Consider the following 6,408-nt stretch of genomic DNA (forward strand, 5'->3'; position numbering starts at 1 on the left):
TTAAATTTTTGGTGAGATTATAGTAAACATTATCTAATCTCTAACTAAAATTGACTGGATCAATATCGATATCGCTAAGCTCACTTTTGCAGAGGTTTGCAGCTTTTAAAAGAGGTATGTGAGAGTTTGAGCGGAGTAAAATTTCATATCTAAATTTGCTTCCAAGATACTCTATCTGGCACTTTCCGTATCCTATGATCTCAAGCTCATCGCCCTTTAAGGCTTCCAAATTTCTTACAAAATCATTTGTCATGCCCTTTGCCGTGCTCTCATCTTTATGCGAAACGACCACACGAAGAAGCCTAGCAAATGGCGGATATAGTCCCTCGCGGTAGCCAATCTCATCTTTTAAAAATGCGTCGTAGTCGCTGATGTAGCTCTCAAAAAATTCTCTTTGTTTGCTTTGAATGATAACTCTGCCAACCCCGTTTCTGCCAGCTCTTCCGGCTACTTGCATGGCAAGAGCAAGTGTTCGCTCTCTGGCCTTATAATCAGGAAAATTTAAAAGCTCGTCAAATCCCATGATGACAGCAAGCTCTACGTTGTGATAATCATGCCCTTTGCTTAACATCTGCGTACCAAGCAGGATGTCTATCTTGCCGTCGTTAAATTCCTTCAAAGCCTTTACAAGCTTGTTTTGCGTCGTTATCTCATCCCTGTCAAATTTAGCGATTCTGGCGTTTGCAAACTCAGCTTGCAGCCTTTCAAGTAGCTCGCTAGTGCCAATTTTTTTGGCCTCTATCATCTCGCTACCGCACTGGTGACAAATTTTTGGCACGGCCATTTTATGCTCGCAGTATTGACACTTTAGCACGTTTTGTTTTTTGTAATAGCTCATACCGATGCTGCAAAATGGGCACTTTAACGTTTCACCGCAGTTTTTGCAGACTAGATATTTAAAATTTGCCCTTGTTGGCAGGCAGATAACGGCTTGCTTTTTATTTTCAAGCGTCTTTGCGATCTGCTCTTTTAAAATTTCGCTTATGCCAGTCTCGCTCTCGTCAAATATATAGCTCTTTTGCGACGCAAAATATGTCCCTTTTAGGCGAAAACATTCCTGCTTGTAAAAGCTAGTGAGGCTTGGCGTGGCACTACCCAGAACTACTTGCAGGTCAAATTTGCTAGTTAAAAAGAGGGCGAGATCCCTTGCGTTGTAGTGGGGCTTTGAGCCTGTGTTTTTATAACTATCGTCGTGTTCTTCGTCGATGATGATGAGTTTTAGCCTCTCAAGTGGTAAAAATAAAGCCGATCTCGCGCCTGCAACGAGCCTAACTTTTCCACTTTTTATGTCTTTTAAAATTTGCTCTTTTTTCTTTGACGTGATCTTTGAGTGCCAGACTGCTACTGCCTCGCCAAAGAAGCTCTCAAGGCGTTTTTGCATTTGTGGTGTGAGTGAAATTTCAGGCATTAAAAATAGCGCTTGGTCGCCTGCGTTTAAAATTTCTCTGATCTTAGCGATGTAAATCTCGCTTTTTCCGCTTCCAGTGTCGCCAAAGATGAGTGAAATTTTACGTTTATTTATAAAATCCAAAGCCTCTTGCTGTTTTTCGCTTAGTTTGGGTGCTACATTAAAATTTTGATTTTCATAAAATTTATCTGCTGCAATAGTGTCATTTGGTTCAAATAAATTTAGGCTGACGCCAAGCTCACATGTGTAATATTTTGAGATAAATATAGCCAATTCGCTTTGCATTGAAGTTAGATTAATCGGTAGAATTTCTAAAATTTTACTTGTTTTAAACTCTGGCTTGCCAGTCTCTTTTATGATAAAAGCAGTAAGAATTTTGCCTCTTAAAGAAGCCTTTACGCCTTGAAATTTTTCTAGTTTTTGATCGCTTTCATAAGTGAGTGGGGCTAAATTTAGCCCATAAAATGCGAGTACGTAATAATGCATTACTGAAGTGATTTGCAAATTTCATTTTCATCACTGCAACCAAAATCACCAGTATTTTTGTCGTATTTGAAATTTGCTACTTTGCCATCTAGTCTAAATGTGTATTTGTCATCGCTTATTCTGTGCCAGCCATTTTTGCTGCCGCTATCTTTTATCGGTATATTTATAACATTTTTAAAGAGTCTGCTTGGATCGCCATCGTCTAGTTTTTGTGGAAATTCCGGCTTTGCTTGCAAGATATTGTCATTGTATTTTAGTGAAATTCCACTTCTTATAGCGGCAAGTTGAGTTTTTGCATTTGAGACGGTAGCATCACTTCTAGAAAAAAATAGCCTAGGTATAGCGACTGTGCTTAAAATACCTAGTATAACTACTATAAATATCAGCTCAAGCAAGGTGTAAGCTCGTCTTTTCATCTCTCTTCTCGCTTTAATATCTCATCAACATTGCCAGTTAAATTTTTTACTGCCTTTATCACAGCATAATTTTCATAACATTTTTCTATAAAGGCATTTAAAAGCTCTTTTGGCTCGATAAATTGGCGCCCGCCCATTAAATTTTGCCAGTCATCTTCAAAGAATTTAGCAAAATCATCATCAAGCGTGATCGTGTAGTCGCGAGATGATATAGTGAGCGTAATTTTTTTCATATTTTAGCCAAGCTTATCTGCCAAGGACAGCTTCGATTTTTCTCATTACATCGTCAGCTTCGGTATTTTTCTTGTCAAGATCCTCTTCTAAACGCATGATTTGATTGCTTTTTGCCTCATTTTGTGCTTTTAAAGTTACGATCTCATTACGCAACTCTTCGTTCGTTTTGCAAAGTTCGTCATATTTGGTGATCAGGTCATTTACTTTATCGCTTAGTGTGGTTAAGATCGCATTATCTTCAAACATAAAAGTTCCTTTAAAATAATAATTAGGCTCGTATTCTAACACGCAGAGGCTAAATTCTTATTAAAATTCTCATTTGACAAAGCACTATCTTTGCTATAAAATTCGCCCAAATTTAAAGGCAATCAATGAGTAAATTTGAAATTTCATCTAAATTTAGCCCAAGCAGCGACCAAGCAAGAGCGATAAAAGAGATAGTAAAAAGCATAAAATCAGGCAATAAATACCAAACACTTCTAGGTGTTACAGGATCTGGCAAGACTTTTACCATGGCAAACGTCATACGTGAGCTAAACATGCCAACGCTTATCATGACGCATAACAAATCCTTAGCTGCACAGCTTTACAGTGAGTTTAAGGGCTTTTTCCCAAAAAACCATGTGGAGTATTTTATAAGCTACTACGACTACTACCAGCCAGAGGCCTACATCCCAAGAAGCGACCTATATATAGAAAAGGATAGCTCAGTAAATGAGGAGCTTGAGCGCCTGCGCCTCTCTGCGACGGCTAGCTTGTTAAGCTTTGATGATGTCGTCTGTGTCGCCTCAGTCTCTGCAAACTACGGACTTGGTAATCCAAGCGAGTATAAAGGGATGGTAGCCTATCTTAGCGTAGGGGAGAAAATAAGCCAAAGAAAGCTTTTAGAGCAGCTAGTAGATATGGGCTACAAGCGCAATGACAACTACTTTGACAGGGGTGACTTTCGTGTAAACGGCGATGTGGTGGACATTTATCCGGCTTATTACAACGACGAAGCGCTAAGGGTTGAGTTTTTTGGCGATGAGATAGACTCGATGTATCATTTTGACGTGCTTGATAACAAGAGACTCAAAGACATCTCTAAATTTACGCTTTATGCCACCAGCCAGTTCATCGTGGGCGCTGATAGGCTAAAGATCGCGATGAAAGAGATCGAGGAGGAGCTTGATGCGCGCTTAAAAGAGTTTAACGAGCAAGGCAAGCTAGTCGAGGCGCAGAGGCTAAAGCAAAGGGTGGAGTTTGATCTCGAGATGATGGCGAGCACTGGCATGTGCAAAGGTATCGAAAACTACGCGCGACATCTGACTGGTCAAAAGGCTGGAGAGACGCCGTACTCGATGTTTGACTACTTTGAGATAAACGGCGAGGACTATCTGGTTATCGTCGATGAGAGTCATGTGAGTTTGCCTCAGTTTAGGGGCATGTACGCGGGTGATAGGAGCCGCAAAGAAGTGCTTGTGGAGTATGGATTTCGTTTGCCATCAGCGCTTGATAATAGGCCGCTTAAATTTGATGAGTTTATAAGCAAAAAGGCAAAATTTCTCTTTGTCTCAGCCACACCAAACGAGTACGAGCTTGGTATCAGCCAGGGGCACGTCTATGAGCAAATTTTACGTCCTACTGGGCTATTAGATCCGCTCATCGAGATAAAAGATAGTGACAATCAAGTCGAGGCGCTATTTGACGAGGCGAAGGCGGTCATCGCTAGAAACGAGCGTGTGCTTGTCACGGTACTAACTAAAAAAATGGCCGAGGAGCTAAGCCGCTACTACATCGAGCTTGGCGTAAAAGTCAAATATATGCACTCAGACATCGACGCGATCGAGCGAAATGAGATCATTAGAGGGCTTAGAAGCGGCGAATTTGACATGCTAATAGGCATAAATTTGCTCCGTGAGGGGCTTGACCTACCTGAAGTGAGCCTGATAGCGATCATGGACGCCGATAAAGAGGGCTTTTTGCGCTCGACCACGAGCCTTATACAGACGATGGGGCGTGCAGCCAGAAATGTAAATGGCAAGGTGCTAATGTTTGCCAAAAATATAACTAAGTCCATGAAAGAGGCGATAGATACGACGACAGCTAGGCGTAAATTTCAAGATGAGTACAACAAAGCTCACGGCATAACGCCGCACTCTGCAAGCAGGAATATCGAAGAGAGCTTGCACGTCGAAGATGATGGTGAAATTTATAAACGTGGTAAAAATTTAGAGAAGATGCCAGCTAGCGAGCGAGCTGCGATCGTAAAAGAGCTAAGAAAGCAGATGCTTGAAGCGGCGGCACAGCTGGAGTTTGAGAAGGCGGCGGCGCTGAGAGATGAAATAGCAAAGATGAGAAAATTATAAAAAAGACAAGCCCTTTTTATTTTATACTGCGTTGGATATCGCTTCAAACTTCGGTCACGTATCATATATACGCTCCCTTGTTTTTGCTCATCCGCCTTGTCTAAAACAAAAAAATCTTGTATTTGGCGATTTGTCTTTTTCTGCTATACGTCGTTGAAATTTCATTCTACTTCAGTCACATACTATATGTATGCTTCTTTGTATCTTAAAATTTCGCCTCATCTCCTCGTAGCGAAGTCTCGTTGCAAGCAAGGCGAAGCAAGCAAAAAATACTGCCTCTTGGGGTTTTAAAATTACTAAACAAAACAAAAATTTCTTGTCTTGACGGCTTAAATTTTACGAGCTGAACTTATATATTCTATCTTCGGTCGAAAATTTCTTCGTAGCATTTAAAATCATCACAAGATATTTTGTCTTGATGATTCAGTAGTCAAAATTTAAATTTTTATGTGTCTAATCTATGCAAATTTTAACTGCGCAACATTTAAATCTATCGCAAAATACTACCGCTTTTGAGCCCATTCGTATCGCGAAATTTCGCCTCATCTCCTCATAGCGAAGCTAAAGACAAAATCATCTTATCTTTAACTGTTTAAATTATAAATTTATCGCCAAATGCCGTTTTATGATCTATCCTGCTCTCTTGTGTCTTTTTTCACGCTATACCAAGCAATTAGTAAAAAGAAAAACTCTGCTATACTAAAAAGGTCTATGTTTTTGGTTAAAAGGCCTATAAAGTCTGGCTTACCCGGAAATAGTAGTGCTAAAAGTATGACTGAACTTACCACAAACAATATAAAATTTATCCAAAATAGCCTACTTTTAGTTGCGCTCACTAATCTTGTTGTAAATAAAAATAAAAATACTGTAGCTAACAAATGAGCAAATACTCCAATGTATAAGATTGTATTGGCACTAGAAACTAAAGATTTAATTGAGGCATTGTGTGTACCAAAGATATTTAAAAAATTATAATCGTAAGCATATATATACATGTAGTCAGTTGTTGCTTTTGCTATTGTAAATATTACAAAAAGGATAGAGAAAAATAAGAAATTTGTATGTAGTCTTATCTCATTTAACGTATGTGCTATCTGCTTAACGGTAGAGTAAATAATCGCTAATACTACCGCATAAACAAGAGGCTTTATAAATATTATTGGCCGAAGTGACATTCTTTCTTGATGTGCTAACAAATATTCAAAAAATATATAGTAAAAAAATGTTGCGACAAGGCCAATCAAACAGGCTTTCGCGGCTAATTGGCTTGGAGATTTGATAGCAGTCACGTTTAAAATCCCATCTTCGCTAGTTGTTTGGATTTCGTTACTACTTACTTGTGTCTTTAGTCGCCACCATGCGATTAAAGCAAGAAAGAAAGCTCCAATATCAATATAATCATAAATTTTGTGATCAATTTTAATAAAGTAGCTTGCTATATGAAATGCACCAAATAATGCATAAGCCCAAAACATTTTTTCTTTTGTTATTTTTATTAATTTTGCGATAGATATAA

The 6,408-nt window shown here is 39.0% G+C and carries 6 protein-coding genes; 1 reads left to right on the top strand and 5 read right to left on the bottom strand.

Annotation, left to right across the window (positions count from 1 at the left end; all coding sequences use genetic code 11):
• Positions 1-40: 40 nt before the first annotated feature.
• Genes FZ940_RS04335 through FZ940_RS04350 form a run of 4 tightly spaced genes read right to left on the bottom strand, consistent with a single transcriptional unit; the run spans position 41 to position 2,790 of the window.
• Positions 41-1,894: a primosomal protein N' gene (locus tag FZ940_RS04335; protein WP_148822093.1), complete on the bottom strand. Its 1,854-nt coding sequence runs from the start codon at positions 1,892-1,894 to the stop codon at positions 41-43.
• Positions 1,894-2,310, bottom strand: coding sequence for a type II secretion system protein (locus tag FZ940_RS04340; protein ID WP_107793852.1), 417 nt, complete (start codon positions 2,308-2,310; stop codon positions 1,894-1,896). Before FZ940_RS04340 ends, FZ940_RS04335 begins: the two co-directional genes overlap by 1 nt.
• Complete coding sequence (locus FZ940_RS04345; RefSeq protein ID WP_054196819.1) at positions 2,307-2,543, bottom strand: hypothetical protein; 237 nt, start codon at positions 2,541-2,543, stop codon at positions 2,307-2,309. Before FZ940_RS04345 ends, FZ940_RS04340 begins: the two co-directional genes overlap by 4 nt.
• Positions 2,544-2,556: 13 nt before the next feature.
• Entirely contained in the window at positions 2,557-2,790 is a 234-nt protein-coding gene (locus FZ940_RS04350; RefSeq protein WP_021091279.1) for a coiled-coil domain-containing protein, read from the bottom strand.
• A gap of 125 nt (positions 2,791-2,915) precedes the next feature.
• Here FZ940_RS04350 and uvrB point away from each other — a divergent pair, with 125 nt between their 5' ends.
• Positions 2,916-4,892 carry an excinuclease ABC subunit UvrB gene (uvrB, locus tag FZ940_RS04355; RefSeq protein WP_148821611.1) on the top strand — a complete coding sequence of 659 codons (1,977 nt, stop codon included), beginning with the start codon at positions 2,916-2,918 and terminating at the stop codon, positions 4,890-4,892.
• 623 nt (positions 4,893-5,515) lie between these two features.
• Here the strand turns inward: uvrB and FZ940_RS04360 are convergent.
• A partial coding sequence (locus FZ940_RS04360) for a hypothetical protein (RefSeq protein ID WP_187422135.1) occupies positions 5,516-6,408 on the bottom strand: 893 nt, incomplete at its 5' end.

Origin of the sequence: Campylobacter concisus (genome assembly GCF_902460415.1) — a bacterium.
Lineage (GTDB): Bacteria > Campylobacterota > Campylobacteria > Campylobacterales > Campylobacteraceae > Campylobacter_A > Campylobacter_A concisus_Y.

Excerpts from the sequence above, each read along its gene's own strand:
- FZ940_RS04350 (WP_021091279.1), bottom strand. The coding sequence starts at position 2,790 with ATGTTTGAAGATAATGCGATCTTAACCACACTAAGCGATAAAGTAAAT.
- uvrB (WP_148821611.1), top strand. The coding sequence starts at position 2,916 with ATGAGTAAATTTGAAATTTCATCTAAATTTAGCCCAAGCAGCGACCAA.
- FZ940_RS04345 (WP_054196819.1), bottom strand. The coding sequence starts at position 2,543 with ATGAAAAAAATTACGCTCACTATATCATCTCGCGACTACACGATCACG.
- FZ940_RS04340 (WP_107793852.1), bottom strand. The coding sequence starts at position 2,310 with ATGAAAAGACGAGCTTACACCTTGCTTGAGCTGATATTTATAGTAGTT.
- FZ940_RS04335 (WP_148822093.1), bottom strand. The coding sequence starts at position 1,894 with ATGCATTATTACGTACTCGCATTTTATGGGCTAAATTTAGCCCCACTC.